The 24,020-nt window shown below is 55.3% G+C and carries 27 protein-coding genes; 12 read left to right on the top strand and 15 right to left on the bottom strand.

The genetic code is table 11. The features are described 5' to 3' along the window. Positions 1–6: 6 nt before the first annotated feature. Genes agaB through agaD form a run of 3 tightly spaced genes read left to right on the top strand, consistent with a single transcriptional unit; the run spans position 7 to position 2,120 of the window. Positions 7–483 carry a PTS galactosamine transporter subunit IIB gene (agaB, locus tag DAI21_RS07520; protein ID WP_107702776.1) on the top strand — a complete coding sequence of 159 codons (477 nt, stop codon included), beginning with the start codon at positions 7–9 and terminating at the stop codon, positions 481–483. A gap of 52 nt (positions 484–535) precedes the next feature. After that, entirely contained in the window at positions 536–1,339 is an 804-nt protein-coding gene (agaC, locus tag DAI21_RS07515) for a PTS galactosamine transporter subunit IIC (RefSeq protein ID WP_107702775.1), read from the top strand. Continuing rightward, positions 1,329–2,120 (top strand): PTS galactosamine transporter subunit IID, encoded by a 792-nt coding sequence (gene agaD / locus DAI21_RS07510; RefSeq protein ID WP_100778775.1) that lies wholly within the window; start codon positions 1,329–1,331, stop codon positions 2,118–2,120. Before agaC ends, agaD begins: the two co-directional genes overlap by 11 nt. Before the next feature lie 21 nt (positions 2,121–2,141). Here the strand turns inward: agaD and DAI21_RS07505 are convergent, their stop codons facing one another. Then, positions 2,142–3,167 carry a Fic family protein gene (locus DAI21_RS07505; protein WP_107702774.1) on the bottom strand — a complete coding sequence of 342 codons (1,026 nt, stop codon included), beginning with the start codon at positions 3,165–3,167 and terminating at the stop codon, positions 2,142–2,144. A 3-nt stretch (positions 3,168–3,170) separates the two neighbouring features. Further along, entirely contained in the window at positions 3,171–4,034 is an 864-nt protein-coding gene (gene rsmI, locus DAI21_RS07500) for a 16S rRNA (cytidine(1402)-2'-O)-methyltransferase (RefSeq protein ID WP_107702773.1), read from the bottom strand. Positions 4,035–4,096: 62 nt separating this feature from the next. Here rsmI and DAI21_RS07495 point away from each other — a divergent pair, with 62 nt between their 5' ends. Genes DAI21_RS07495 through dolP form a run of 4 tightly spaced genes read left to right on the top strand, consistent with a single transcriptional unit; the run spans position 4,097 to position 7,798 of the window. After that, entirely contained in the window at positions 4,097–6,247 is a 2,151-nt protein-coding gene (locus tag DAI21_RS07495; RefSeq protein WP_107702772.1) for a penicillin-binding protein activator, read from the top strand. After that, complete coding sequence (locus tag DAI21_RS07490; protein ID WP_100778771.1) at positions 6,205–6,600, top strand: YraN family protein; 396 nt, start codon at positions 6,205–6,207, stop codon at positions 6,598–6,600. The genes DAI21_RS07495 and DAI21_RS07490 overlap by 43 nt, the downstream gene beginning before the upstream one ends. Before the next feature lie 22 nt (positions 6,601–6,622). Beyond that, entirely contained in the window at positions 6,623–7,213 is a 591-nt protein-coding gene (gene diaA / locus DAI21_RS07485) for a DnaA initiator-associating protein DiaA (RefSeq protein ID WP_003861754.1), read from the top strand. 9 nt (positions 7,214–7,222) lie between these two features. Beyond that, complete coding sequence (gene dolP, locus DAI21_RS07480; protein WP_100778770.1) at positions 7,223–7,798, top strand: division/outer membrane stress-associated lipid-binding lipoprotein; 576 nt, start codon at positions 7,223–7,225, stop codon at positions 7,796–7,798. 34 nt (positions 7,799–7,832) lie between these two features. Here the strand turns inward: dolP and DAI21_RS07475 are convergent, their stop codons facing one another. Together DAI21_RS07475 and DAI21_RS07470 are read right to left on the bottom strand one after the other, a co-directional pair. Continuing rightward, the gene (locus DAI21_RS07475) at positions 7,833–8,870 is read right to left on the bottom strand and encodes a permease (RefSeq protein ID WP_107702771.1); all 1,038 of its coding nucleotides are present in this window, start codon (positions 8,868–8,870) and stop codon (positions 7,833–7,835) included. 40 nt (positions 8,871–8,910) lie between these two features. After that, positions 8,911–9,555, bottom strand: coding sequence for an NAD(P)H-binding protein (locus DAI21_RS07470; RefSeq protein ID WP_159075407.1), 645 nt, complete (start codon positions 9,553–9,555; stop codon positions 8,911–8,913). A 128-nt stretch (positions 9,556–9,683) separates the two neighbouring features. Here DAI21_RS07470 and DAI21_RS07465 point away from each other — a divergent pair, with 128 nt between their 5' ends. Beyond that, positions 9,684–10,202, top strand: coding sequence for a type 1 glutamine amidotransferase domain-containing protein (locus DAI21_RS07465; protein ID WP_100778768.1), 519 nt, complete (start codon positions 9,684–9,686; stop codon positions 10,200–10,202). On the opposite strand, the gene DAI21_RS07460 is transcribed toward DAI21_RS07465, so the two are convergent. After that, positions 10,182–10,616, bottom strand: a complete 435-nt coding sequence (locus DAI21_RS07460) for a YhbP family protein (protein WP_102105476.1) — start codon at positions 10,614–10,616, stop codon at positions 10,182–10,184. The two genes, DAI21_RS07465 and DAI21_RS07460, sit on opposite strands and share 21 nt — an antisense overlap. Before the next feature lie 14 nt (positions 10,617–10,630). On the opposite strand from DAI21_RS07460, the gene DAI21_RS07455 reads away from it, so the two are divergent. Continuing rightward, complete coding sequence (locus DAI21_RS07455) at positions 10,631–10,972, top strand: GIY-YIG nuclease family protein (protein ID WP_102105477.1); 342 nt, start codon at positions 10,631–10,633, stop codon at positions 10,970–10,972. On the opposite strand, the gene DAI21_RS07450 is transcribed toward DAI21_RS07455, so the two are convergent. Next, positions 10,959–11,462, bottom strand: coding sequence for a GNAT family N-acetyltransferase (locus DAI21_RS07450; RefSeq protein ID WP_102105478.1), 504 nt, complete (start codon positions 11,460–11,462; stop codon positions 10,959–10,961). The two genes, DAI21_RS07455 and DAI21_RS07450, sit on opposite strands and share 14 nt — an antisense overlap. Beyond that, positions 11,456–11,980 (bottom strand): SCP2 domain-containing protein, encoded by a 525-nt coding sequence (locus DAI21_RS07445; RefSeq protein WP_107702770.1) that lies wholly within the window; start codon positions 11,978–11,980, stop codon positions 11,456–11,458. Before DAI21_RS07445 ends, DAI21_RS07450 begins: the two co-directional genes overlap by 7 nt. A gap of 220 nt (positions 11,981–12,200) precedes the next feature. Here DAI21_RS07445 and DAI21_RS07440 point away from each other — a divergent pair, with 220 nt between their 5' ends. From DAI21_RS07440 to DAI21_RS07430, 3 genes are all read left to right on the top strand, one after another. Then, positions 12,201–13,196 carry a peptidase U32 family protein gene (locus DAI21_RS07440; RefSeq protein WP_100778763.1) on the top strand — a complete coding sequence of 332 codons (996 nt, stop codon included), beginning with the start codon at positions 12,201–12,203 and terminating at the stop codon, positions 13,194–13,196. An 8-nt stretch (positions 13,197–13,204) separates the two neighbouring features. Continuing rightward, entirely contained in the window at positions 13,205–14,083 is an 879-nt protein-coding gene (locus DAI21_RS07435; protein ID WP_107702769.1) for a U32 family peptidase, read from the top strand. A gap of 199 nt (positions 14,084–14,282) precedes the next feature. After that, on the top strand, positions 14,283–15,290 hold the full coding sequence (locus DAI21_RS07430) for a luciferase-like monooxygenase (protein ID WP_100778761.1): 1,008 nt from the start codon (positions 14,283–14,285) through the stop codon (positions 15,288–15,290). Between the two features lie 82 nt (positions 15,291–15,372). On the opposite strand, the gene mtr is transcribed toward DAI21_RS07430, so the two are convergent. The 8 genes from mtr to rbfA all read right to left on the bottom strand — a co-directional run bounded on the left by mtr (position 15,373) and on the right by rbfA (position 24,000). Beyond that, positions 15,373–16,617 (bottom strand): tryptophan permease, encoded by a 1,245-nt coding sequence (mtr, locus tag DAI21_RS07425; RefSeq protein WP_100778760.1) that lies wholly within the window; start codon positions 16,615–16,617, stop codon positions 15,373–15,375. A 144-nt stretch (positions 16,618–16,761) separates the two neighbouring features. Continuing rightward, positions 16,762–18,681 (bottom strand): DEAD/DEAH family ATP-dependent RNA helicase, encoded by a 1,920-nt coding sequence (locus DAI21_RS07420; protein ID WP_100778759.1) that lies wholly within the window; start codon positions 18,679–18,681, stop codon positions 16,762–16,764. Further along, on the bottom strand, positions 18,674–18,754 hold the full coding sequence (gene yrbN / locus DAI21_RS07415) for a protein YrbN (protein WP_097919743.1): 81 nt from the start codon (positions 18,752–18,754) through the stop codon (positions 18,674–18,676). Before yrbN ends, DAI21_RS07420 begins: the two co-directional genes overlap by 8 nt. A 110-nt stretch (positions 18,755–18,864) precedes the next feature. Beyond that, the gene (gene nlpI / locus DAI21_RS07410) at positions 18,865–19,749 is read right to left on the bottom strand and encodes a lipoprotein NlpI (RefSeq protein ID WP_107702768.1); all 885 of its coding nucleotides are present in this window, start codon (positions 19,747–19,749) and stop codon (positions 18,865–18,867) included. A 108-nt stretch (positions 19,750–19,857) separates the two neighbouring features. Next, positions 19,858–21,993 carry a polyribonucleotide nucleotidyltransferase gene (gene pnp, locus DAI21_RS07405; protein ID WP_095283551.1) on the bottom strand — a complete coding sequence of 712 codons (2,136 nt, stop codon included), beginning with the start codon at positions 21,991–21,993 and terminating at the stop codon, positions 19,858–19,860. 241 nt (positions 21,994–22,234) lie between these two features. Continuing rightward, positions 22,235–22,504, bottom strand: coding sequence for a 30S ribosomal protein S15 (gene rpsO / locus DAI21_RS07400; RefSeq protein WP_003861789.1), 270 nt, complete (start codon positions 22,502–22,504; stop codon positions 22,235–22,237). Positions 22,505–22,654: 150 nt separating this feature from the next. Continuing rightward, positions 22,655–23,599, bottom strand: a complete 945-nt coding sequence (gene truB / locus DAI21_RS07395; RefSeq protein ID WP_100778757.1) for a tRNA pseudouridine(55) synthase TruB — start codon at positions 23,597–23,599, stop codon at positions 22,655–22,657. Then, positions 23,599–24,000, bottom strand: coding sequence for a 30S ribosome-binding factor RbfA (gene rbfA / locus DAI21_RS07390; protein WP_100778756.1), 402 nt, complete (start codon positions 23,998–24,000; stop codon positions 23,599–23,601). The genes truB and rbfA overlap by 1 nt, the downstream gene beginning before the upstream one ends. Between the last annotated feature and the right edge of the window lie 20 nt (positions 24,001–24,020).

Below are 24,020 nucleotides of genomic sequence, written 5' to 3'. Positions count from 1 at the left end.
AAGACTATGAGCAGTCCCAATATCTTATTGACCCGTATCGATAATCGTCTGGTGCATGGTCAGGTTGGTGTGACATGGACGTCGACCATCGGAGCCAATTTGTTGATCGTCGTTGACGATGAGGTCGCTAAAGACGAGATCCAGCAAAAACTGATGGGCATCACCGCCGATACCTATGGATTTGGTATCCGCTTTTTCTCCATCGAGAAGACTATCGCCATCATTGAAAAAGCCGCGCCGCACCAGAAAATTTTCCTGATTTGCCGCACGCCGGACATCGTCAGGAAACTGATTGAGGGCGGCGTGCCGCTGAAAGATGTCAACGTCGGCAATATGCACTTCTCAGAGGGGAAACGGCAGATCAGCAGCAAAGTGTATGTCGACGAACAGGATCTCGACGATCTGCGCTTCATCAAGCGCAGCGGCGTGAATCTTTTTATCCAGGATGTTCCCGGTGATGCGAAAGAGGGCATCCCCGATTAGTGGCAGTGTCTCGACATTCAAATAGCTGAAGTCATCATTACGAGGCAAAAAAATGCACGAAATAACATTGATTCAGGGGATATCCCTGGCGGCTTTAGTATTTTTTCTAGGGATAGATTTCTGGCTGGAAGCACTGTTTCTGTTTCGTCCCATCATCGTTTGTACCCTCACCGGGGCGATTCTGGGCGATATCCACATCGGTTTAATTACCGGCGGTTTGACGGAGCTGGCGTTCGCCGGTTTAACCCCTGCTGGCGGTGTGCAGCCGCCGAACCCGATTATGGCCGGGGTGATGACCACCGTCATTGCCTGGTCCACCGGGGTCGATGCCAAAACCGCTATTGGTCTTGGGCTGCCGTTTAGCCTGCTGATGCAGTATGTGATTCTGTTTTTCTATTCAGCGTTCTCGCTGTTTATGTCGAAAGCCGATAAGTACGCGAAAGAGACCAACACCGCCGCTTTCGCCCGTCTGAACTGGACAACGACGCTGATTGTCGCCTGCACTTACGCCGTCATTACCTTCCTCTGCACTTATCTGGCGCAGGGAGCCATGCAGGCGTTGGTCAAAGCGATGCCTGCCTGGCTTACCCACGGCTTTGAAGTCGCGGGCGGCATTCTGCCTGCGGTCGGCTTCGGCCTGCTGCTGCGCGTGATGTTCAAGGCGCAGTACATTCCGTATCTCATCGCCGGGTTCTTGTTCGTCTGTTATATCCAGGTGAGCAACCTACTTCCGGTGGCCGTGCTGGGGGCCGGATTTGCGGTGTATGAGTTCTTTAACGCTAAAGCCAAAAACGCCGCAAAGCCCGCTGTCACTGCTGCGAAAAAAGATGAAGAGGATTACAGTAATGGGATCTGAAATCAGTAAAAAAGACATTACCCGCCTTGGCTTTCGCTCCTCTCTGCTGCAGGCGAGCTTTAACTACGAACGCATGCAGGCGGGCGGTTTTACCTGGGCGATGTTGCCGATCCTGAAGAAGATCTATAAAGGCGACAAAGAAGGGTTAAGCGCGGCGATGAAGGATCATCTGGAATTTATCAACACTCACCCGAATCTGGTGGGGTTCCTGATGGGCCTGTTGATCTCCATGGAGGAGAAAGGCGAAAACCGCAGCACCATTAAAGGGCTGAAAGTGGCGCTGTTTGGCCCTATCGCCGGAATTGGCGACGCGATTTTCTGGTTTACGCTGCTGCCGATTATGGCCGGGATTTGTTCGTCGTTTGCCAGCCAGGGCAACCTGCTGGGACCGATACTGTTCTTCGCCGTTTACCTTGCGATCTTCTTCCTGCGTGTAGGCTGGACGCATGTTGGGTATACGGTGGGGATCAAAGCGATCGATAAGGTGCGAGAAAATTCACAGATGATCGCCCGGTCGGCAACCATTCTTGGGATCACGGTGATCGGCGGGCTGATAGCCTCGTACGTGCACATCAACGTTGTCACCAGCTTTGCCATCGATGCCACTCACAGCGTGGCGCTGCAGAAGGACTTCTTTGACAAGGTGTTCCCGAACATTTTGCCGATGGGCTATACCCTGCTGATGTACTACCTGCTGCGGGTCAAGAAAGCGCATCCGGTAATGCTGATTGCCGTCACTTTTGTGCTGGCGATTGCAGGGTCGGGATTGGGGATTTTGTAACTATGAGCGTGCCGGGCATAGCTATGCTTGCCCGGCAAGGGACACTGAATTCACCTGCCAGTGACCGCCTTTCTTTGGCCCGATACGCTGTAGCAGGGATTTTTCCTGTAACTGTTTGAGATAACGTTCAATTGTTCGCGACGTGACACCGATTTGTTCCGCCAGCATAGCCGCTGACATCTTCGGATGATCCTGCAGGAGCTTAAGAATGCGGCGTTCACCGTCAGTAAGATGTGCCGCATTTTCTTCCGACACTTTATCCGACATTTCTTCCGACACGGATGGGGACTGCGATATGCCCTCCCGAAGCGCGTCAGCAATATTCCTGAGCATAAATTCGATGAAAGCTGTGCAATCGCTCGCTTTATCACACTGACCCAGAATCTGGTAGTAATCGGCCTGTTGATAATGGATCAGGGTTTCAACGGGTAACCACGCCAGTTCATTGCGCCATTGACTCAGAATCAAGGTTTGCCACAAACGGCCCATGCGGCCATTTCCGTCGGCAAACGGATGAATAAATTCAAACTCATAGTGAAAGATCGAGCTGGCAATCAGGGGATGTAGCTCCGTCTTTTTAAGCCAGTCCAGCAGTTCATCAACGAGGCGAGGCACCTGCGAAGCGGGAGGAGCCATATGCACCAGCGCGTTACCACGATAAACACCCACATCACCAGACCTCACTCTCCCGGGGCTATCAACGAGTCCGGTCATTAACAGGCGGTGAGCGTTCAGGAGATCGCTAAGCTGCCACGCTTTCCAGTCAGGCATTTTCTCATAGGCGAGAATTGCGTTTCGCACCTCCTGAATATCCTTTTCAGGCGCAAGCACTCTCTTGCCTTCCATGATCGCCGTCACCTGGCCGGTCGTCAGCGAGTTATGCTCAATCGCCAGCGATGCCTGAATGGTACGAATCCGATTTTCTTTGCGAAGCAGTGGTGACGCGCGTCCAGACTGAGCCGCCCAATGTCCCAGCAGTTCACCAATTTCAACAACCTGATTGAGGATGGTTGGTGTAATGGTGAAAGGAGGCTGGTAGCGGCTCATAGATTATTCCCCCTGCTGCTCCAGGGCATGCTTATACAGCGCATTCTTTTTCACGCCGTGGATTTCGGCGGCGAGGGCGGCGGCTTTTTTCAGCGGCAGTTCGGCTTGCAGAAGCGCCAGAGTGCGCAGCGCTTCGGCAGGTAGCGCCTCTTCTTGCGCTTTATGGCCTTCGACAATCAGCACCATCTCCCCTTTGCGGCGGTTCTCATCCTCTTTCACCCACGCCAGCAGTTCACCGACCGGTGCGCCGTGAATGTTTTCCCAGGTTTTGGTCAGCTCGCGGGCAAGCACCACGTAGCGAGACTCACCCCAGACGGCAACCATATCTTCTAAACTGTCCAGCAGACGGTGGGTTGATTCATAGAAAATCAGCGTGCGCGGTTCGGCTTCGAGATCCTTCAGGACGTCGCGACGGCCTTTGGATTTTGCCGGTAAGAAGCCTTCGTAACAGAAGCGGTCGGATGGCAGGCCCGCCGCGCTTAAAGCGGCAATTGCGGCGCACGGACCCGGCAGCGGCACCACGCGGATCCCCGCTTCGCGGCAGGTACGCACCAGGTGATAGCCCGGATCGTTGATCAGGGGCGTCCCTGCATCGGACACCAGCGCGATAGTCATCCCTTCTTTCAGTTTTGCTACCAGCGATTCGGCTTTTTGTTGCTCATTGTGATCGTGCAAGGCAAACATTTTGGCGCTGATCGCGAAATGTTGCAGCAGCAGGCCAGTATGGCGGGTATCTTCAGCGGCAATTAAATCAACAGCTTGTAAAACGGTGAGCGCACGTTGGGTAATATCAGACAAATTCCCGATAGGAGTAGGTACAATATAAAGCTGGCCTTGAGAATTATCTGCCGTTTCGTGTTGTTTCATTGTTTAGTCCGTATTGCCGATTTAATATTGAGCATTGCCTAAAAAATATCACTGGATACAGTATGGTACCCTTAACGTTTCTTCGAACAAAAGCTTCGCGCAGCCTGCCCATTGTGCTGGCAGCGCTGATTTTCGCAGGCTGTGGCACTCAGGCGCCCGATCAGACTGCTGCCCATATGCAGGGTACTGCGCAGGCTGACTCTGGCTATTATCTGCAACAAATGTCGCAAAGCTCAGATGATACCAAGACCAACTGGCAATTACTTGCCATTCGTTCACTGCTGAAAGAAGGCAAAACGCAGCAGGCGGTCGATCTGTATAACCAGCTGCCGCAGGAACTGAACGATACCCAGCGCCGCGAACAGACTCTGCTGTCGGCCGAAGTGAAAACCGCGCAGAAAGATTACGCGGCGGCGAAAAAGATCCTCGCTGATATCGACGTGAAAGCGCTGGATAACAACCAACAGGCACGCTACTGGCAGGCGACCATCGCCGCCGAACAGGGCCGCCCTTCTCTGGCCCTGCTCCGCGCGTTGATTGCGCAGGAGCCGCTGCTGAGCGGCGATGCCAAACAGAAAAATATCGATGCCACCTGGCAGGCGCTTTCCGCGATGACGCCGGAACAGGCGAAAACGCTGGTGATCAACGCCGACGAAAACGTCCTGCAGGGCTGGCTGGATTTGCAGCAGATGTGGTTCAACAACCGCAGCGATCCGAAAATGCTCAAAGCCGGAATCACCGACTGGCAGACTCGCTATCCGCAAAATCCAGGCGCGAAAATGCTGCCAACGCAGCTGGTGAACGTGCAGAACTTCAAACCGGCTTCCGTTAATAAAATCGCCCTGTTACTGCCCCTGAATGGGCAGGCGGCGGTGTTTGGTCGCACCATTCAGCAGGGCTTTGAAGCGGCGAAAAACGGCACCACCGCCGTTGCGGGGAACGCCGTCCCGGCACAGGCTGCGCAGGCCGCCAACGTCAATGACGTGATTAGCCCGTCAGCGGCGGAAACCAGTGATTTAACGACCTCGCAAGCGCCTGCTCAGGGCACGATGCAGAATCCGGTTACGGCACCAACCACGCCTCCGGCGGCTGCGCCAGCGCCCGAAGCGCAGGAACAGACTCCGGCGCAAGCGCCAGCAGCCCCGGCAACCGATGCCGCTGTTACTGCCCCGCAAACCACCACACCGGAACAGCAGCCTGCCGCTCAGCCACAGGCCGTTGCGGCCACCACCGCAAATCCAGGCGCCGAACTGAAGATTTACGACACCAGCTCACAGCCGATCGATCAGGTTCTGGCGCAGGTTCAGCAGGACGGTGCCAGCATTGTGGTCGGCCCGCTGCTGAAGAATAACGTTGAAGAGCTGATGAAGAGCAACACCACGCTGAACGTGCTGGCCCTCAATCAACCTGAGCAAGTGCAAAACCGCGCGAACATTTGCTATTTCGCACTTTCGCCGGAAGATGAGGCGCGTGACGCTGCACGTCATATCCACGAGCAGGGGAAACAGGCTCCGCTGCTGCTGACACCGCGTAGCGCTCTCGGCGATCGCGTGGCGAATGCGTTTGCTCAGGAGTGGCAACAGTTGGGCGGCAGCGTGGTACTGCAGCAGAAATTCGGTTCGACGTCTGAACTGCGTGCAGGCGTCAACGGCGGTTCCGGTATCGCCCTGACCGGCAGCCCGATTTCGGCCAGCCTGCCTCAGCAGCAGAGCGTCACCATCGGCGGCCTGACCATCCCGGCTCCGCCGACTGATGCGCAAATCAGCGGTGGCGGTAAAGTGGACGCGGCGTACATTGTCGCCACGCCAGAAGAGATTGCCTTTATCAAGCCGATGATTGCGATGCGTAACGGTAGCCAGAGCGGTGTAACCTTGTATGCCAGCTCACGCAGCGCGCAAGGTACGGCCGGCCCGGATTTCCGTCTGGAGATGGACGGCCTGCAGTACAGCGAAATTCCAATGCTGGCGGGCAGCAATCCGGCCCTGATGCAGCAGGCGCTGAGCAGCGTGCGTAACGATTACTCCCTCGCACGTCTTTACGCGATGGGCGTGGATGCGTGGGCGCTGGCGAACCACTTTACCCAGATGCGTCAGGTGCCAGGCTTTGAGCTTAACGGCAACACCGGCGATCTCACCGCGACCCAGGATTGCGTGATTAACAGGAAGTTATCATGGCTCAAATACCAGCAGGGGCAGATCGTCCCGGCGAGTTAAGCCGTAAACAGACGGGCGACGCGTGGGAATTAACAGCGCGTCGCTGGCTGGAAGGCAAAGGACTGCGCTTTATCGCCGCCAACGTTCGTGGACGGGGCGGCGAAATTGATCTGATCATGAAAGAGGGTCAGGTCACCGTGTTTATTGAAGTCCGTTTCCGACAGTCGTCCCGCTTTGGTGGCGCTGCCGCCAGCGTGACGCTCGCCAAACAACGTAAATTATTACAAACTGCCCACTTGTGGCTCGCCCGCCATAATGGGAGTTTTGATACTGTGGATTGCCGGTTCGATGTGGTAGCCTTCACCGGAAACGACGTAGAATGGCTTAAAAACGCCTTTGGCGAAGACGTCTAAAACAAAGTTTTAAAGGGATAACGTGCTCGAAAGAATTAAGGTTTGTTTCACAGAAAGCATTCAAACTCAGATTGCAGCGGCGGAAGCCCTCCCGGATGCTATTTCTCGTGCCGCGATGACGCTGGTGCAGTCCCTGCTTAATGGCAACAAAATCCTCTGTTGTGGCAATGGCACATCGGCCGCCAACGCACAGCATTTTGCTGCCAGCATGATCAATCGTTTTGAAACAGAACGCCCAAGTTTACCCGCCATTGCACTTAATACCGATAATGTGGTCTTAACGGCGATTGCCAACGATCGTCTGCATGACGAAATATACGCAAAACAGGTACGCGCCTTAGGGCATGCCGGGGATGTTCTGCTGGCGATTTCCACGCGCGGTAATAGCCGCGATATCGTCAAAGCCGTTGAGGCGGCCGTGACGCGCGATATGACTATCGTCGCGCTGACGGGCTATGACGGTGGCGAACTGGCGGGTCTTTTAGGACCGCAGGATGTGGAAATCCGCATTCCTTCGCATCGCAGCGCGCGCATTCAGGAAATGCACATGCTGACGGTGAACTGCTTATGCGATCTGATCGATAATACGCTTTTCCCTCACCAGGATGATTAAGGAGTACTAATGAAGGCATTAACGCCCCTCGCAGTCCTTATTTCTGCGCTGCTGCTTCAGGGATGCATCGCGGCGGCCGTTGTGGGTACTGCGGCTGTTGGCACCAAAGCCGCAACCGACCCGCGCTCAGTGGGAACTCAGGTGGACGACGGTACGCTGGAACTGCGCGTGAACAGCGCCCTGTCGAAAGACGAACAAATTAAGAAAGAAGCGCGTATCAACGTTACCGCCTATCAGGGCAAAGTGCTGCTGGCAGGCCAGGCGCCGAATCTGGATCTCGCGTCCCGTGCGAAACAGATTGCCATGGGCGTAGAAGGCACCACCGAGGTGTTTAACGAAGTGCGTCAGGGCCAGCCGATTGGTCTGGGCACTGCGTCGTCGGATACCTGGATCACCACCAAAGTGCGCTCCCAGCTGTTGGGTAGCGATCAGGTGAAATCGTCCAACGTGAAAGTGACCACCGAGAATGGCGAAGTGTTCCTGCTCGGTTTGGTCACGGATCGTGAAGGCAAAGCGGCAGCTGATATTGCCAGCCGCGTGAGCGGTGTGAAGAAAGTCACGACCGCCTTTACCTTCATCAAATAATAAAAAACCCGGCGATTGCCGGGTTTTTTATGTCTTAAAGCAGCGCAATGCTGCCCGTGATAACCCCACCTATCGCCACCAGCAATCCCGTCAGCCACAGGGCTTTTGCCGGGAATGATTTGCGCAGCATAATCAGTGACGGCAGGCTGACCGCCGGAAGCGTCATCAAAAGGGCCAGCGCAGGTGCAGCGCCCATCCCCGCGAGCATCATGGTCTGCACAATCGGGATTTCTGCCGCCGTCGGGATGACAAACAGGCATCCGGCAACCGCCATCGCAATCACCCACAGCAGCGTGTTATCGATCGCCCCGTCCGCATGAGGGAACAACCAGACACGCGCCGCGCCAAGGACCAGCACCGCCAGAATATAGACCGGGATAGTGCTCCAGAAGAGCTGCCACAAAGCGTTGCCCCAGCGGGAGAGAAATGCCCCTTGTGGTTCAGGTATGGCATCGTCGATGGAGACAGGCTGTACGAGCCGATCTTTCACCAGATACTGCACCAGTGAAGCAACGACCAGCACCATGATCACCCCGGCCACCAGACGGATCAGCGCGAAATGCCAGCCCAGCACAAAGCCCATAAAGACCAGCGTCGCCGGGTTGAGCACCGGATTTCCCATCCAGAAAGCCAGCGCCCCGCCCATTGACACATTCTGGCGCCGCATCCCCGCCGTCACGGGCGCCGCGCAGCAGGAACACATCATTCCAGGCAGAGAGAAAATCGTGCCAAGCAGCGTTCCCTGAAAGCGTGGCTGTCCAAGCGTACGCATCAGCCAGTGGCGCGGAATCAGCACCTGAATCAGGGAACCGAGCAGCACGCCCAGCACTGCCGCTTTCCAGACCGCCAGGAAGTAGACCATCGCATAATCCCAGGCCGCCTGCAGCGGGCTAGTTTCTGCCTGCGCGAGTATGGATTTACCGATGCTGTGGGTTTCCGCGGCGGTGAACGCTTTGCCGTAATAGGGCTGCCATTTCACATACCAAAGACCAATAATAACGACGAGAAAAAAGAGTGCGGGCTTCCACCACTGAAATGGCGTTGCCGCCTGAGATGAAGACTGACCAGTCATAGCATTCCCCGGGGAGTGTAATTAATTTTGCCCGGGGAGTTTACGCCTCACCTTTGGCGATTTCACGCAGTTTAGCCGAGGGGATAATATTGACGCCCTCTTTTGAGGGAGAACGCGCTTCGTGCAGCATAGCGCTCGCCACATCACGCGCCTGAATAGATTTCCAGTTACCCGGAAAAAGCTGGAACAGGGGCGCAAAAATGGACTCATTAAAACGCTGCTTTTCGCGATCGCCCAGCAACATCGACGGTCGCACAATCGTGAGCCGCTCCCAGTTCTGTGCAATTAGCGCGTCTTCCATTTTGCCTTTCACTTTGTTGTAAAAGAACGGCGAGCTGGCATTGGCTCCCATTGAGCTGACCACCAGAAGATGCTTTGCGCCCAGCCGTTTAGCCGTGAGCGCCGTGTCCACCACCAGCGTGTAGTCGGCGTGGATAAAAGCCTCTTTGCTCCCGGCTTCGCGGCGGGTCGTGCCCAGGCAGCAGAAGGCGATATCAATCGGATCCTGCACCTGGCCAAGTGCATCGGTTAGCTGCGGATCGTGGGGGTTAAAGACGCCGGAAATATCCGCCAGCGGGCGTCGCGTCGGCGCGGCAATGTAGTTGATCCAGGGCTGCTGGATCAGCATTCGCAACAAGTGTCCGCCCACCAGCCCGGTGGTACCTGTGATTAATACCTGGCTCATTTTGTCTCCTTTGCAGATTAGTCCGTTTGCGATTTCAGTCTGCTTAGCCACACTTAAAAGTCTGTTACGGGTAAGTATTTACCACAAACGGCAAAAAATCTGTCTGAAGCCAAAACAACGGAGGAAGCATGAGCAAGAAAATAGCCGTCTTGATCACCGATGAGTTTGAAGATTCAGAGTTCACCTCTCCCGCAGAGGCGTTCCGCAAAGCGGGACATGAGGTCATCACTATCGACAAGCAGGCCGGAAAAACGGTGAAAGGCCATAAAGGCGAGGCCAGCGTTACTATCGACAAAGCCATTGATGAGGTGCGTCCGGCGGATTTCGACGCCCTGCTGCTGCCTGGCGGTCACTCCCCGGATACGCTGCGCGGCGACGAGCGCTTTGTGACGTTCACGCGTGATTTTGTCTCCAGCGGCAAGCCTGTCTTCGCGATTTGCCATGGGCCACAGCTGCTGATCAGCGCCGAAGTGGTGCGCGGGCGCAAGCTGACGGCGGTTAAACCGATCGTTATCGATCTTAAAAACGCGGGCGCTGATTTTTACGATCAGGAAGTGGTCGTCGATAACAATCAGCTGGTGACCAGCCGTACGCCGGACGATCTGCCCGCCTTTAATCGCGAAGCGTTACGCCTGCTCGGCTCGTAGCCAGTGAAGCTTTTTGCCAAAGCCCAGCGTGTTGTCTGTGAACTTCAGCTCATCGAGGCGAATTTCCCAGACGGGCGCTGACAGAGCAAGCGCCACCGGGAAGCGACGTGTATAGCGCTTGCGCATCGCGTCGCTCTCTTCCCCTTCCAGACGGCGGATCTCGCCTTTGAACTGCACGCCACGAATCAGCGCGACATTTTTCGGCTGGCCATTAACGGTGCCGGCGACAGGTGCTTGTGGCCCGGACATCTGCGCATGACGGGTTTTATCTTCGCTTAAGAGGTAAAACGCGACGCGTTCGGGATCGTAAAGGTAAAACGCATTCGCGCACCACAGTTCGCCCTCCTGATGGACACACCAGGTGACGACGTGCTGCTTTGCCAGCCAACGGCTGATAGCGGCCAGAGTTTCCATTTTCGCGCTCTCTCATGCTATGGTGCGTTCACCTTAACATACTGAATCTGCAAACTGTGTGCTGGTTTCTCTATCTTGTCCGAACGGCCAATAATGCACTTTACACCGGGATTACCACCGATGTAGCGCGGCGTTTCCTTGAACATCAAACGGGAAAAGGCGCCAAAGCGCTGCGGGGGAAAGGTGAGCTGACGCTGGCTTTTTCGGCGCATGTCGGTGAGCGCTCGCTGGCACTGAAGATGGAGTACCGCATTAAGCAGCTGACGAAGCGCCAGAAAGAGCGCCTCGTCGCCGGGGATGGTTCGTTTGAGGCGCTACGACAGAGCCTGCAAAACGCGTCGATTAAAGACGATTGAAGTGGTCGTGATACTCCACCAGACCGCTGACGCCGTTCAGCGCGTCATCTGCCAGACGATGCACCTGGAAGGCGGTCTCAGTACCCGGCCAGCGGCAGTGCAGATCGTAAGGCGCGGCAGGCTCAAAACCTAAACGGCCATAGAACGCCGGGTCGCCCAGCGTGACCACCGCCGCGTATCCGAACTCATTCAGAGAATCCAGCCCTTCATAGACCAGCTGGCGCGCCAGCCCCTGACCGCGATAGTTTTCGTCGACAGCCAGCGGTGCCATTCCGACCCACTGAAGATCTTCGCCCTGAACGGCGACCGGGCTAAATGCCACGTAACCCACAACCTGTCCTTCGTCATCCGTCGCAACCAGGCCGAGCGTCACCAGCCCGTCTTCACGCAGATCGTGGACCAGTCGGGCCTCGGCGTCTTCCGGGAATGACCGACGTAATAATGAATCAATGCCAGGGGCATCAATCCCAATTTCAACTCGAATCAGCATGGCTCACCTACTGAAGTGTGTTTACTTTCGGGCGGGTTTTTCAGCCCCGCCTCAACGAAATCGGCCATTTGCATCAGCACCGTGCGCAGCGCCTTCGGCATCTGATCCAGCTCAATGGCATCCATTAAATTTTTGACGTACAGGCCAAGCTCGGTATCCCCTTCAATCACCAGACGACGCTGGAAGAAGAGGGTATCCGGGTCCTGCTTACGCGCGGCGATCATCAGCAGATCGCTGGCATTCGCGCTGAAACTGACATCCGCCGGGGCGGAATCACTGACCATCAGCTTGCCGTTATCAACGGAGGTAAACCAGCACAGTCCGATGTCACGCACCTCGATACGTAGCCAGCGCCCGTCGAGAAACTCCAGCTCCCCCTCTTCCAGCGCCTGGCGGAACTGCCAGCTCAGCACCTGCTGAATCACCTGGCGTTTAAGAGCGAACGGCGTGAGTTTGACCGGCACGCTCAGCAGAGATGGACCAAATTGTACGAGGCGTGAACGCAGTTTTTCCAGCACGAGCTTTACTCCCTGATGTCGATAATCCTGTTATTTTGCCATATCCGGCAGCCATCGTAGCGGCGTAAATCAACAAACCGTATTGCGGCATGATTGATTATTGGTGTCATCAATACGCCATTAACTGCCTTAAATCAAAAATTGTCGCGTGGAGGTTAATTAAACTCCCCGTTCGTTAACAATTTTGTGCCCTCTGGGGCAGCGAACGTCAGGATAAATTATGGAGCTGCTCTGTCCAGCCGGAAACCTTCCGGCACTTAAAGCGGCCATCGAAAACGGCGCCGATGCGGTCTATATCGGGCTGAAAGATGACACCAACGCCCGCCACTTTGCTGGTCTGAACTTCACGGAGAAGAAGCTCCAGGAAGCGGTCAATTTCGTTCACCAGCACCGCCGCAAATTACATATCGCCATCAACACCTTTGCGCATCCCGATGGTTATGTGCGCTGGCAGCGCGCGGTGGATATGGCGGCACAGCTCGGGGCAGACGCGTTGATCCTCGCCGACCTCGCTATGCTGGAGTATGCCGCAGAACGCTATCCGCATATTGAGCGCCATGTCTCTGTTCAGGCCTCGGCCACCAACGAAGAGGCCGTGCGCTTTTATCATCGTCACTTTGACGTCGCCCGCGTGGTGTTGCCGCGCGTGCTGTCTATTCATCAGGTTAAGCAACTGGCGCGGGTCTCGCCAGTTCCACTGGAAGTTTTTGCGTTCGGCAGCCTGTGCATCATGGCTGAAGGCCGCTGCTATCTCTCATCCTATCTGACCGGCGAATCACCGAATACCGTCGGGGCCTGCTCCCCAGCCCGCTTTGTGCGCTGGCAGCAGACGCCACAGGGGCTTGAGTCGCGTCTGAATGACGTGCTGATCGACCGCTATCAGGACGGGGAAAACGCCGGATATCCGACGCTGTGCAAAGGCCGTTATCTGGTCGACGGCGAGCGTTATCACGCCCTGGAAGAACCCACCAGCCTGAACACGCTGGAACTGCTGCCGGAACTGCTGGCGGCGAACATTGCCTCGGTGAAAATCGAGGGTCGTCAGCGCAGCCCGGCGTACGTCAGCCAGGTGGCGAAAGTGTGGCGACAGGCGATCGATCGCTGCATGGCCGATCCGCAGAATTACGCCCCACAACCGGCCTGGATGGACACCCTGGGCGCGATGTCGGAAGGCACGCAAACCACGCTTGGCGCGTATCACCGTAAATGGCAGTGAGATAATCCATGAAATATTCATTAGGACCCGTGCTCTACTACTGGTCAAAAGAGACGCTGGAAGATTTTTACCAGCAGGCGGCGGGCAGTAGCGCCGATACGATTTATCTCGGGGAGTCCGTCTGCAGCAAACGTCGTGCAACCAAAGTGGGCGACTGGCTGGATATGGCGAAAAGCCTCGCCGGCAGCGGCAAGCAGGTGGTGCTGTCGACGCTTGCGCTGGTGCAGGCCTCATCGGAGCTGGGCGAGATTAAACGCTACGTCGAGAACGGTGATTTCCTGCTGGAAGCAAGCGATCTTGGCGTGGTGAACATGTGCGCTGAACGCAAGCTACCGTTTGTCGCCGGACATGCGCTCAACTGCTATAACGCCGTGACCCTGCGCCTGCTGCTGAAACAGGGGATGACGCGCTGGTGTATGCCGGTGGAACTCTCCCGGGACTGGCTGGTCAACCTGCTGAATCAGTGCGAAGAGCTGGGCATCCGCAATCAGTTTGAAGTGGAAGTGTTGAGCTACGGGCATCTGCCGCTGGCGTATTCCGCGCGCTGCTTCACAGCCCGCTCCGAAGACCGCCCGAAAGACGAATGCGAAACCTGCTGCATCAAGTATCCCAACGGACGCAATATGCTGTCGCAGGAGAACCAGCAGGTCTTTGTCCTCAACGGCATTCAAACCATGAGCGGCTATGTTTACAATCTCGGCAACGAGCTGACGTCGATGCAAGGCGTGGTGGATATGGTGCGCCTGTCCCCGCTGGACACTAACGTGTTTGCGATGCTGGATGCGTTTCGTGCCAACGAAAATGGCACCGCTCCCCTGCCGCTGAAGGCAAACAGCGACTGCAACGGTTACTGGAAACGTGTGGCCGGGCTGGAGCTGCAGGCCTAAATGTAGACATCTTTTAAGCTGCATGAAAGCGGCCAGTCTGGAAATCCGCGTAAGCATACTCAAGTCAGTGTCGGGATAAACAGATCAAGCCAACGCACAGGCAGTTTAAAGGATGAAGTGTAAAAGCTCACTTTGTTAACAACGGTTATTAATTTTTAATGCACTATTAAAAGATTCACCGTCGACAAAGTGAGCTGTTATGACTGATAAATCCATTCCTTTTTCGGTGCTCGATCTGGCGCCGATCCCAGAAGGCTCCTCGGCACGAGAAGCTTTTTCTCACTCTCTGGATCTCGCCCGTCTCGCTGAACAGCGTGGCTATCATCGCTACTGGCTGGCGGAACATCACAACATGGTGGGCATCGCCAGCGCGGCGACCTCGGTGCTGATTGGCTATCTGGCGGCAAACACCACGACTCTGCATCTCGGCTCGGGCGGCGTAATGTTGCCGAACCACTCCCCGCTGGTGATTGCCGAACAGTTTGGCACCCTGAATACGCTCTATCCCGGGCGAATTGATTTAGGGCTTGGCCGTGCGCCAGGCAGCGATCAGCCGACTATGCGTGCGCTGCGTCGTCATATGGGCGGTGATATTGATAACTTCCCGCGCGATGTGGCAGAGCTGGTGGACTGGTTTGATGCGCGCGATCCTCATCCGCAGGTGCGCCCGGTACCCGGTTACGGCGAGAAGATCCCCGTGTGGCTGCTCGGTTCAAGTCTGTATAGCGCACAGCTGGCGGCGCAGCTCGGCCTGCCGTTTGCGTTTGCCTCCCACTTTGCCCCGGATATGCTGCATCAGGCGCTGCATCTCTATCGCACTCAGTTCAAACCGTCCGAACGGCTGGAAAAACCGCACGCGATGGTGTGTATCAACATTATCGCCGCCGACAGCAACCGCGATGCGGAATTCCTCTTTACCTCCATGCAGCAGGCGTTTGCGAAGCTGCGCCGCGGCGAGAGCGGACAGCTGCCGCCGCCGGTGGAGAATATGCATCAGCTGTGGTCAGCGTCGGAACAATACGGTGTGCAACAGGCGCTCAGTATGTCGCTGGTGGGCGATAAAGCGAAAGTGCGTCACGGGCTGGAGGCGGTGCTACGAGAAACGCAGGCTGACGAGATTATGGTTAACGGGCAGATTTTCGATCACCAGGCGCGTTTGCACTCGTTTGATCTGGCCATGCAGGTGAAAGAAGAGTTGTTAGGATAGCGTTTGTGCCCGGTGGCAATACGCCTGCCGGGCCTGCAGATTTTTATGCCGGATAAGGCGCAGCGGCCATCCGGCAATCGTCTTACTGATACACCGGCAACACATCAAAGCTCGACAGCACATGTACCAGTGCGTTTCCGACACCAAAGATCAGAATCAGCGCAATCATCGGCTTGCCGCCCCAGACGCGGAATTTTGGGCTGCCGAAGCGTTTACGTGATTTGCGGGCCAGCAGCGCCGGAACGATCGCCGCCCAGATGGTGGCCGCTAAACCAGCATAGCCGATAGCGTACAGGAACCCGTTCGGCCACAGCAGGCCACCGACAATCGGCGGCAGGAAGGTCAGCAGCGCGGTTTTGAGACGACCCAACGCGGAATCGTCAAAGCCAAACAAATCCGCCAGATAGTCAAACAGCCCCAGCGTCACCCCGAGGAACGAACTCGCCACGGCAAAGTTCGAGAACACTACCAGCAGCAGATCCAGACTGCGGCTGTTCAGCACGCCACTCAGCGCCTGCACCAGCACATCGATGTTGCCGCCCTTCTGCGCAATGCCGATAAATTCCGGACGCGGGATGTTACCCATCGTCCCCAAAAGCCAAATCACATACAGCCCCAGCGCCAGCAGCGTGCCGTAAACCAGGCAGCGAATAATGGTGCGAGGATCTTTGCCGTAATACTTCATCAGGCTCGGGACGTTACCGTGGTAGCCAAATGACGCCAGGCAGAATGGCAACGTCATCAGCAGGTACGGCGAGTACGATGCGTGGCTTTCGGCGACGTTAAACAGCGTCGCGGGCGTGACATGGCCCAGCAGGCTGCCGAAGGTCAGGAAGAAAGTGATAACTTTTGCACCGAGGACGATGGCGGTCATGCGGCTCACCGCTTTGGTGCTCATCCAGACGATAAACGCCACGGCCAGCGCGAAGATCAGACCCGCCACACGCGCCGGGACATTCAGCGACATTTCAGAAAACGTGTGGTGCAGTATCGAACCGCTCGCCGAAATGTAGGCGTAGGTCAGAATATACAACACGAAAGCTATTGAGATGCCGTTTACCAGGTTCCAGCCTTTCCCGAGCAGGTCTTTAGTGATGGTGTCGAAGCTCGACCCGATGCGGTAGTTCAGGTTCGCCTCAAGGATCATCAGCCCGGAATGCAGCATGCAGAACCAGGTAAACACCAGCGCTGCCAGCGACCAGAAGAACCACGCACCGGACATGACCACTGGCAGGGAAAACATCCCTGCGCCGATTATCGTCCCGCCGATAATCACCACGCCGCCGAGCAGCGAAGGTGAAGTTTGTGTGGTGGTTAGTGTCGCCATACAGCCGTTTCTCCAGTTAAACATTTTGCTACTGCATTTTAATGTGTCGCACTGTACCAGTACGATAGTACAAATGGAATAAAAAAAGCCCCGATAAAAAATATCGGGGCTGTAATGATTACTTTACGCGATCAGGCGTGGCAATTACGCGTCACGACGACGTGCAGTACCTTCATCGCGACGTGGGCCGCGGTTTTCGCGACGCTCACCGCTGAAGCGACCTGCACCGGCTGGTGCTGCGCCATCACGACGAGGACCACGACCGCCTTCACGACGCTCACCGCCACCGAAACGACGCTCGCCCGCTGGACGATCACCTTCGCGGCGAGGACCACGATCAGGACGCGGCTGGGCATCGCCCATCAGCTGCATGTTCATCGGTTTGTTCAGGATGCGGGTGCGAGTAAAGTGCTGCAGAACTTCGCCCGGCATGCCTTTTGGCAGTTCGATCGTAGAGTGCGTACCGAACAGCTTGATGTTACCGATATAACGGCTGCTGATGTCGCCTTCGTTCGCGATAGCGCCAACGATATGACGAACTTCAACACCATCATCACGGCCAACTTCAATGCGGTACAGTTCCATATCGCCTGCGTCACGACGCTCACGACGTGGACGGTCTTCACCGCTACGCTCTGGACGGTCGCCACGTGGGCCACGGTCATTACGATCGTTACCGCGACGCTCGAAACGCTCATCGCGCTCACGGAATTCACGCTTAGGACGCATCGGTGCATCAGGTGGCACGATCAGAGCGCGTTCGCCCTGTGCCATTTTCAGCAGCGCTGCAGCCAGAGTTTCGATGTCCAGCTCTTCGCCTTCCACAGTCGGCTGGATTTGCGCCAGCAGAGCACGGTACTGATCCAGATCGCTGCTTTCCAGCTGCTGCTGTACTTTCGCGGCGAATTTTTCCAGGCGGCGTTTGCCCAGCAGGTCTGCGTTTGGCAGTTCTGCTTCTGGAATGGTCAGCTTCATGGTGCGTTCGATGTTACGCAGCAGACGACGCTCACGGTTCTCAACGAACAGCAGAGCACGGCCAGCACGACCCGCACGACCGGTACGACCGATACGGTGAACGTAAGACTCGGAATCCATAGGGATGTCGTAGTTCACAACCAGGCTGATACGTTCAACGTCCAGACCACGTGCTGCCACGTCGGTTGCAATCAGGATATCCAGACGACCGTCTTTCAGACGCTCCAGAGTCTGCTCACGCAGGGACTGGTTCATGTCGCCGTTCAGCGCTGCGCTGTTATAGCCGCTACGTTCCAGGGCTTCAGCCACTTCCAGGGTCGCGTTTTTGGTACGAACGAAGATAATCGCCGCATCAAAATCTTCTGCTTCCAGGAAACGCACCAGCGCTTCGTTTTTACGCATACCGTATACAGACCAGTAGCTCTGGCTGATGTCCGGGCGAGTGGTTACGCTGGACTGGATACGCACTTCCTGCGGATCTTTCATGAAGCGACGAGTAATACGACGGATCGCTTCTGGCATCGTTGCAGAGAACAGAGCGGTCTGATGACCTTCTGGGATCTGCGCCATAATGGTTTCTACGTCTTCGATGAAGCCCATGCGCAGCATTTCGTCAGCTTCATCCAGTACCAGACCGCTCAGTTTAGAGAGATCCAGAGTACCGCGTTTCAGGTGATCCAGCAGACGGCCAGGTGTACCGACAACAATCTGTGGACCCTGACGCAGGGCGCGTAGCTGCACGTCATAACGCTGGCCGCCGTAAAGGGCTACCACGTTCACGCCGCGCATGTGTTTAGAGAATTCAGTCATCGCTTCCGCTACCTGAACAGCCAGTTCACGGGTCGGAGCGAGTACGAGGATCTGCGGTGCACGCAGTTCCGGATCAATGTTGTGCAGCAGTGGCAGCGAGAACGCTGCGGTTTTACCGCTACCAGTCTGGGCCATGCCCAGCACGTCACGACCAGAGAGCAGATGCGGGATGCATTCAGCCTGGATCGGAGATGGTTTTTCGTAACCCAGATCGTTAAGGGCTTCAAGGATAGTGGCCTTCAGGCCCAGATCTGCAAAAGTGGTTTCGAATTCAGCCATGTAGTACAAGTGCCTCGATATTAATGGCGGCCAGTCTACATAACTCGTCGTGAAAATGATTAGCAATTTTCATTGAAAAGTGTGAACCGGCTCAAAGTAGGTGTATTGACGAACAACAACGCCCTCACCAGTTAAGGTGATGGCAATCAAAAAAATGATTACGGGCTGATGTGGTGACGTCAGCTATTGCTGGTCCGATTCTGCCAGGTCGTCTTGCTCCTGGCCCAAGAGCGATAATTCCAACAATGCATAACGGTGCTCAACGAAGTTGTGGACGTTGTTAGCAACCGCTAATTTGAACAGTGCCGTAGCGCTGTCCATATCCCCCAGACTTAGGTAGTACTTACCTAAATAGAAGTTGGTTTCACTGAGATGCTCAGCGAGCGAGGTGTTATCCGTTGCGTCCGCCTTGAGCCTATCCATCAGCGTTGCTTCGCTAATGTTGCCCAGGTAGAACTCGACAATGTTCCATCCCCATTGTTCCTTGTCCGATTTCTCGAAGCGTTGTTTTAACGCCACTTTCGCCTGCTTCTCATTGAGCTTCTGCTCAACGATGTAAAGCCACAGGACGCGGAAAGGATCATTAGGATCGTCTTGATAAAACGCCAGCAGATCATCTTGCGCTAACTTGTCACGACCGCCGTAATACAATGCGATACCGCGATTCAAGTGCGCGTAGTTGTAAGTTGGATCAAGCTCAAGTACAGAATCAAACGCTTCATAGGCAGCATCAAAATTGCCTGCCTGCGTTAAATATATACCTAAGTAATTGAATACTTCAGGCATATCAGGTCGGATTGCCAGCGCTTGTGAAAAATCATTTCGCGCTAGTGCCCTCAGACCGAGACTATCATACAACACTCCGCGCTCATATAAAAGCTGTGCGCGTTCATCATCGGTTAAAGCCCGACTGGCAAGAATTTGTTCCATGCGTGCCAGAATCACTTCCTGCTGCAAAGTCGGTTGCAATGGCACTGCGAGGACTTCGCTCTTACGCCAGGCAGAGTTGCTGCATCCTGCCAGCGTTAAAGCTGTCGCAACGAAACACCAGCGCAAAAAAGGCTTCATTTCCCACTCCCGAAGACAACTATTGGATGAACGTCCTGTCCCCCGGCTGCTAACAAGGCGTCCTGCCTGATAATACGCCCCCCGCCGAAGCGGAGGGCAAATGCAACCTTACTCGCCTTGTTCTGCGGCCGGGGCTTCCGGCGCGGCAGCAGGCTGAGACTGCTCGGTCGCTTCTTTAATGCTCAGACGGATACGGCCCTGGCGGTCAACTTCCAGAACTTTAACCGGGACTTCCTGGTTCATCTGCAGGTAGTCGGTCACTTTCTCAACGCGCTTGTCAGCGATCTGAGAGATGTGTACCAGACCTTCTTTACCGCCACCGATGGCAACGAACGCGCCAAAGTCAACGATACGGGTCACTTTACCATTGTAGATGCGACCCACTTCGATTTCTGCAGTGATCTCTTCGATACGACGAATCGCGAATTTCGCTTTTTCGCCGTCGGTCGCTGCGATCTTCACAGTACCGTCATCTTCGATTTCGATAGTGGTGCCGGTCTCTTCAGTCAGAGCACGGATAACAGAACCACCTTTACCGATCACATCTTTGATCTTGTCTGGGCTGATCTTAATGGTGTGGATACGCGGTGCGAACTGAGAAATGTCGCCGCGTGGCGCGTTGATCGCCTGCTCCATCACGCCCAGGATGTGCAGACGCGCACCTTTAGCCTGGTTCAGTGCAACCTGCATGATCTCTTTGGTGATACCTTCAATTTTGATATCCATCTGCAGTGCAGAGATACCTTCGCGGGAACCCGCTACTTTGAAGTCCATATCGCCCAGGTGATCTTCGTCGCCCAGAATGTCAGACAGAACAACAAAGTTGTCGCCTTCTTTCACCAGGCCCATTGCGATACCCGCAACAGCAGCTTTGATTGGCACGCCTGCATCCATCAGAGCCAGGGAAGCGCCACACACGGAAGCCATGGAAGAAGAACCGTTAGATTCGGTGATTTCAGAAACCACACGAACGGTGTACGGGAATTTGTCAGCTTCCGGCATAACTGCCAGCACGCCGCGCTTCGCCAGACGACCGTGACCAATTTCACGACGCTTAGGCGAGCCAACCATACCGGTTTCACCTACGGAGTACGGAGGGAAGTTATAGTGGAACAGGAAGCTGTCAGTGCGCTCGCCCATCAGTTCGTCGATGTTCTGTGCGTCACGTGCAGTACCCAGAGTCGCGGTTACCAGCGCCTGAGTTTCGCCACGGGTGAACAGTGCGGAACCGTGAGTACGTGGCAGAACGCCAGTACGCACATCCAGACCACGGATCATGTCTTTTTCGCGGCCATCGATACGCGGTTCGCCAGCCAGAACGCGGCTACGTACAGCATTTTTCTCGATAGCGTGCAGGATTTCGCTCAGCTCGTTCGCGTCCAGGGATTCATCTTCTGCAACCAGCGTAGCGATAGTTTCAGATTTGATGACATCAATCTGCGCGTAACGCTCTTGTTTGTCAGTGATGCGGTATGCATCGCTCAGACGCGCTTCTGCCAGTGCAGCAACGCGCGCGTTCAGCGCTTCGTTAACGGCTTCTGGCTGCCAGTCCCAACGTGGTTTACCGGCTTCTTTCACCAGATCGTTGATGTTCTGGATAACAATCTGCTGCTGCTCGTGGCCGAATACCACGGCGCCCAGCATCTGGTCTTCGCTCAGCAGTTCTGCTTCGGATTCAACCATCAGTACGGCAGCTTCGGTACCGGCAACAACCAGGTCCAGCTTACTTTCTTTCAGCTCATCCTGAGTCGGGTTCAGTACGTACTGGTCGTTGATATAACCAACGCGAGCAGAACCGATAGGACCGTTGAATGGAATGCCTGACAGGGAGAGTGCAGCGGATGCACCGATCATCGCCACGATGTCCGGGTTAACCTGTGGGTTAACGGAAACAACGGTCGCGATAACCTGAACTTCGTTTACGAAGCCTTCCGGGAACAGCGGACGAACCGGGCGGTCAATCAGACGCGCAATCAGGGTTTCGCCTTCGCTTGGACGACCTTCACGACGGAAGAAGCCACCCGGGATTTTACCAGCAGCGTAGGTACGCTCCTGATAGTTCACGGTCAGAGGGAAGAAGTCCTGACCTGGTTTTGCTTTTTTCTGGCCTACAACGGTCACGAATACAGCGGTGTCATCCATGCTTACCATAACGGCAGCAGTAGCCTGACGTGCCATCATGCCGGTTTCCAGCGTGACGGTATGCTGACCATACTGGAATTTACGAACGATCGGATTCAGCAAAATTCTGTCCTTTCTTAATGAATGACAGCACACCTTCGGTGTGCTGTCGATTTAACCCGACCTTCTTCGCATCCTCGCGACTAATGACAACCGACACCCCCATGGGTGAAGCCTCTCATTAGCCGCGCGAACCTCTGCAATGAAGATCATTTATAGCAACAATACAATAGTTTCCAGTGAATTGCTGCCGTCTGGTTGAAAAAAGGGGCCATTAGGCCCCTTTTTCTGAAACTCGCAAGACTTAGCGACGCAGACCCAGACGCTCGATCAGCGCGGTGTAGCGTGCAACATCTTTACGTTTCAGGTAGTCGAGCAGTTTACGACGCTGAGAAACCATACGCAGCAGACCACGACGGCTGTGGTGATCTTTTTTGTGCTCTGCAAAGTGACCCTGCAGGTGGTTAATCTGTGCAGTCAGCAGGGCAACCTGAACTTCGGTAGAACCGCTGTCGTTAGTACCACGACCGAACTCGGAAACGATTTTAGCTTTAGCTTCAACGCTTAGAGACATGATGAACTCCAAAAAATAAAGAATGAAAGGGTGCCGATCTCTAATTCAGCAACCCCAGTTTACGCCGCGCAGATTGTTAAACAATTTGCCCGACGTTAAGCGGCGATATTCTACCCGTCTCCCCTGCTTATCGCAAGGCAAGTAAATCGCTTAGAGGGGATATTCAACAACCAGGCGACGCGGTGCGACGCGGCCTTCGTCGTCGATTTCACCCATTCCGATAAACTTGTTTTCTTCGCCTTCGGTAACGCGGACCAGCCCGGTATGCGGGGTATCTGTCGTGCGAACCGGATTGCCGTTTTTAAAGTAAACGGATGAAGTCAGGGGCAAATTCACAACCGGGAAATCAGCAGCCGGGCTGTCCATCGGCATCAGCAGCGGGTCAAGCAAATCGGCCGGGGAGATCCCCTGCTCTTCTGCCTGATCGACCAGCGCGCGAAGATGCTCAAGCGTCACCATACGTTCAACTGGATATTTACTGACCGCAAGACGACGCAGGTAAATCACATGCGCGCCACAGCCCAGTTTTTCACCCAGATCGTCAATGATGGTGCGAATGTACGTGCCTTTCGAGCAGTGAACTTCCAATTCCAGTTCGTCACCTTCGTGGCGAATGAACAGCAGTTCGTAGACGGTGATCGGGCGCGCTTCACGCGGTACTTCAATCCCCTGGCGGGCATATTCGTAGAGCTTTTTGCCCTGATACTTCAGCGCCGAATACATGGACGGCACCTGCAGGGTATCCCCACGGAAGCTTTCCAGCGCGGCCTGAAGCTGCTCGGCACTGAAGGTCACCGGACGCTCTTCGACAACCTGACCGTCTGCGTCGGAGGTGTCCGTACGCTGCCCAAGCTTCGCGATCACGCGATAGCGCTTATCGGAATCGAGCAGGTACTGAGAAAACTTGGTTGCTTCGCCCAGACAGACCGGCAGCATGCCAGTCGCCAGTGGGTCCAGCGCACCGGTATGCCCGGCGCGATTTGCGTTATAAAGACGCTTCACTTTTTGCAGCACGTCATTGCTGGATGCGCCCTGAGGTTTATCCAGCAGCAGCACGCCGTGCACGTCGCGACCGCGACGACGAGGACGACTCATCAGTCCTCCTTGCTGTCGTCCGGGTTCACACGACGTTCATCGTCATGTTTAACCACGCTGGTCACCAGGTTGGACATCCGCATACCTTCTACCAGCGAGTTATCGTAGAAGAAAGTCAGCTCCGGCACGATACGCAGACGCATCGCTTTACCGAGCAGAGAGCGGATAAAACCAGAGGCTTCCTGCAATGCTTTAATGCCATTCTTAACAGCGGCTTCGTCTTTGTCGTTCAGGAACGTGACGAACACTTTGGCATAGGCCAGATCACGGGACATCTCAACGCCCGAAACAGTGGTCATCATACCCACGCGTGGGTCTTTGATTTCGCGTTGCAGGATGAGTGCGATCTCTTTCTGCATCTCCTGAGCCACGCGCTGTGGGCGACCAAATTCTTTCGCCATAATAAATTCTCCAGACAAAA

Origin of the sequence: Lelliottia sp. WB101 (assembly GCF_003051885.1) — a bacterium.
Taxonomy (GTDB): Bacteria; Pseudomonadota; Gammaproteobacteria; order Enterobacterales; family Enterobacteriaceae; genus Enterobacter; species Enterobacter nimipressuralis.
Note: the sequence above shows the minus strand (reverse complement) of the source record. Positions and strands in the feature narration are given on the sequence as shown.

Bases quoted from the DNA above. Each gene is read 5' to 3' on its own strand.
- dolP (WP_100778770.1), top strand. From the start codon at position 7,223: ATGAAGGCATTAACGCCCCTCGCAGTCCTTATTTCTGCGCTGCTGCTT.
- mtr (WP_100778760.1), bottom strand. From the start codon at position 16,617: ATGGCGACACTAACCACCACACAAACTTCACCTTCGCTGCTCGGCGGC.
- DAI21_RS07430 (WP_100778761.1), top strand. From the start codon at position 14,283: ATGACTGATAAATCCATTCCTTTTTCGGTGCTCGATCTGGCGCCGATC.
- nlpI (WP_107702768.1), bottom strand. From the start codon at position 19,749: ATGAAGCCTTTTTTGCGCTGGTGTTTCGTTGCGACAGCTTTAACGCTG.
- DAI21_RS07505 (WP_107702774.1), bottom strand. From the start codon at position 3,167: ATGAGCCGCTACCAGCCTCCTTTCACCATTACACCAACCATCCTCAAT.
- rsmI (WP_107702773.1), bottom strand. From the start codon at position 4,034: ATGAAACAACACGAAACGGCAGATAATTCTCAAGGCCAGCTTTATATT.
- DAI21_RS07475 (WP_107702771.1), bottom strand. From the start codon at position 8,870: ATGACTGGTCAGTCTTCATCTCAGGCGGCAACGCCATTTCAGTGGTGG.
- DAI21_RS07465 (WP_100778768.1), top strand. From the start codon at position 9,684: ATGAGCAAGAAAATAGCCGTCTTGATCACCGATGAGTTTGAAGATTCA.
- DAI21_RS07490 (WP_100778771.1), top strand. From the start codon at position 6,205: ATGGCTCAAATACCAGCAGGGGCAGATCGTCCCGGCGAGTTAAGCCGT.
- DAI21_RS07470 (WP_159075407.1), bottom strand. From the start codon at position 9,555: ATGAGCCAGGTATTAATCACAGGTACCACCGGGCTGGTGGGCGGACAC.
- DAI21_RS07440 (WP_100778763.1), top strand. From the start codon at position 12,201: ATGGAGCTGCTCTGTCCAGCCGGAAACCTTCCGGCACTTAAAGCGGCC.
- yrbN (WP_097919743.1), bottom strand. From the start codon at position 18,754: ATGAAAATTGCTAATCATTTTCACGACGAGTTATGTAGACTGGCCGCC.
- agaD (WP_100778775.1), top strand. From the start codon at position 1,329: ATGGGATCTGAAATCAGTAAAAAAGACATTACCCGCCTTGGCTTTCGC.
- truB (WP_100778757.1), bottom strand. From the start codon at position 23,599: ATGAGTCGTCCTCGTCGTCGCGGTCGCGACGTGCACGGCGTGCTGCTG.
- DAI21_RS07495 (WP_107702772.1), top strand. From the start codon at position 4,097: ATGGTACCCTTAACGTTTCTTCGAACAAAAGCTTCGCGCAGCCTGCCC.
- DAI21_RS07435 (WP_107702769.1), top strand. From the start codon at position 13,205: ATGAAATATTCATTAGGACCCGTGCTCTACTACTGGTCAAAAGAGACG.
- DAI21_RS07460 (WP_102105476.1), bottom strand. From the start codon at position 10,616: ATGGAAACTCTGGCCGCTATCAGCCGTTGGCTGGCAAAGCAGCACGTC.
- DAI21_RS07420 (WP_100778759.1), bottom strand. From the start codon at position 18,681: ATGGCTGAATTCGAAACCACTTTTGCAGATCTGGGCCTGAAGGCCACT.
- DAI21_RS07455 (WP_102105477.1), top strand. From the start codon at position 10,631: ATGCTATGGTGCGTTCACCTTAACATACTGAATCTGCAAACTGTGTGC.
- DAI21_RS07450 (WP_102105478.1), bottom strand. From the start codon at position 11,462: ATGCTGATTCGAGTTGAAATTGGGATTGATGCCCCTGGCATTGATTCA.
- agaC (WP_107702775.1), top strand. From the start codon at position 536: ATGCACGAAATAACATTGATTCAGGGGATATCCCTGGCGGCTTTAGTA.
- rbfA (WP_100778756.1), bottom strand. From the start codon at position 24,000: ATGGCGAAAGAATTTGGTCGCCCACAGCGCGTGGCTCAGGAGATGCAG.
- agaB (WP_107702776.1), top strand. From the start codon at position 7: ATGAGCAGTCCCAATATCTTATTGACCCGTATCGATAATCGTCTGGTG.
- rpsO (WP_003861789.1), bottom strand. From the start codon at position 22,504: ATGTCTCTAAGCGTTGAAGCTAAAGCTAAAATCGTTTCCGAGTTCGGT.